A 1,954-nucleotide genomic window follows, 5' to 3' on the forward strand; every position below is an offset into this window, starting at 1 on the left:
TGTATAGCTTGAGGTACTCCAGTATCTTGGTGAGGACGGTACGGGTTATGAGCTTGAAGTCAAAGCCGGCTGTCAGCTCCTCAAACAGGACGTTTACAAGGGACTCCAGACGGAAGGTCAACCCCAGGGCGTCAAACTTGGTCTCGTGGTAGCTGCCGTACATGGAGGGTATCTCCGTGGATATGTGCCGCTTTCTGTAGATGTCTTCCCTGACCTCATAGACCTGATCTGAGAGGATCAGCTCCTTGAGCTGAATGAGGTATGTCAGGATGGCGGAGAGTTTGCTGGTTGTGTGTTCCCCCGACAGGGCACGTAGCAGGGGGGCGGAGTCCGGAAATACGGGTGAGTGTATTTGGCTTATGTAGCTTTCTATGTCATGTGCGCTGGTGCTGTATTTCTGGTCGAGGAGTCTGTAAAAAGAGATGGTCAGGGCGACCTTTTCGACGTCTGCTGCGTAGGTGTCGCCTAGCTCTCTGAGCACCTCACCAAAGTAGTCCTCCTGAAAGCGGAGCAGGTCCGATACCCTGGTCAGGCCCTTGGTCTCAAAGATGTGTTTGAGTGAGACATGCAGGCCGTCTATGAGCGGGCCGGTTGTTTGCACCTGGTTGTAGATATCCGGTGGCAGATAGTGTGTAAGTACCTCCTTGTTGCGGGTTCTCCAGAACTCCAGGGTTGCCTCGGCCAGGGCGGTTATCTTGTTTGAGCTTTCGACGTGGCTCTGTTTTCTCAGGAAGTGAACCAGGGCATCGTTGCGTTTGCAGGAGTCGTCCATGCGGGTTGAGATGTCCCGCAGCAGTCCTTCGGCCCCAAGCTCGTTAAAGTACGTGGGGAAGAGTCGCGTCAGTTGCTTGACGAGATTGTAGACCGGCCTTATGTCGGCGTTTAGGAATTCCGTTATGTTGCGTGGAAACAGGTCCGTGTCCTTGATGAGCACCCCGCACAGGGACAGGTGGATGATCAGCGAAGAGAGCAGCTTTTTCGAGCTTATCGGATTTAGCCTGATTAGCTCCATCCACGTGCGTATGTTTTCGATATGAGCGGCGTTGCTCTGTATCTGCCAATCGTTATTGATCCCCCTGAAGTCGGGCGATTGAAACCCAAGGGGGTCGATGCCGTAGCTTAGGAAGTTTATGAGGTCGCTGTCATTGCTTTCGTAGACGCCCTTGCCCATGTTCAGGACACACCTCAGCACGGTGCTTGGATATCGTTGTACGCTGCCCTTGAGGATCGTGAGAGTCTTTTTGATGAGGGCCTTGTTTTGATCAAAGTCCTGCCGGACTATCATCAGCTTTATGATGCGGTTGATCTCCCTGATGGCCTCCTCGTGGATGTTTGAAAGGCCCGGGGTGTTCATTATGTGAAACAGGAATATGATTTCGTAGTTGTACTTGATTTTCTCATCAAGTGTGGCACGGGCAATCTTGGGCGGGATATCGTTAAAGAGGGCGACGATGTCACCGTACCCCGGCAGTTCAATCAGCGCCTTGAGTGTGGTGGCGGGGACTGCGTCATTGCCCTGTATGATTGCGTTGAGGCTGCCCTGGCACGCCCTGAACTTGTCCAGGGATATCGGCTCAAACATGGCGATGATCTCAGGCGGTAATTGCTGCCCTGCCTCCTGTGTCAACCAGTCCTTGGGTTCCTTTTCGGTAAGCCAGTAGTCGTATGTATATCTCAGGAAGTGTATCAGCAGGGAGTTAAAGACCTTGAGAGTGGTCTCAAGTTTGTCGGCGTGGTCAACATCCGTCAGTTGTGTGGCGGTGTTGTAGAAATGTCTGGCCAGTTTGTTTATCTGGTAGTAGCTCTTTGCAACGATGATAAACAGCTCACCGGGGAGGTTGTCCACCAGTCTGAGTGCGTGGCTTATGACGGGCAAAAACGTTGGCAGGGCATTGCCCGTATCCCTTGCGAGTTTTTGCATAAAGAGGTAAAACAGACTATAGGCATCAGAGCG

The 1,954-nt window shown here is 52.5% G+C and carries 1 pseudogene; it reads right to left on the bottom strand.

Going from position 1 to position 1,954, the window contains the following annotated elements:
* Positions 1–1,921, bottom strand: a pseudogene (locus HWQ67_RS17265) (PEP/pyruvate-binding domain-containing protein); the annotation flags it as partial.
* Positions 1,922–1,954 lie beyond the last annotated feature (33 nt).

The sequence above is a fragment of the Candidatus Magnetobacterium casense genome, from assembly GCF_019173545.1.
Classification (GTDB): domain Bacteria; phylum Nitrospirota; class Thermodesulfovibrionia; order Thermodesulfovibrionales; family Magnetobacteriaceae; genus Magnetobacterium; species Magnetobacterium cryptolimnobacter.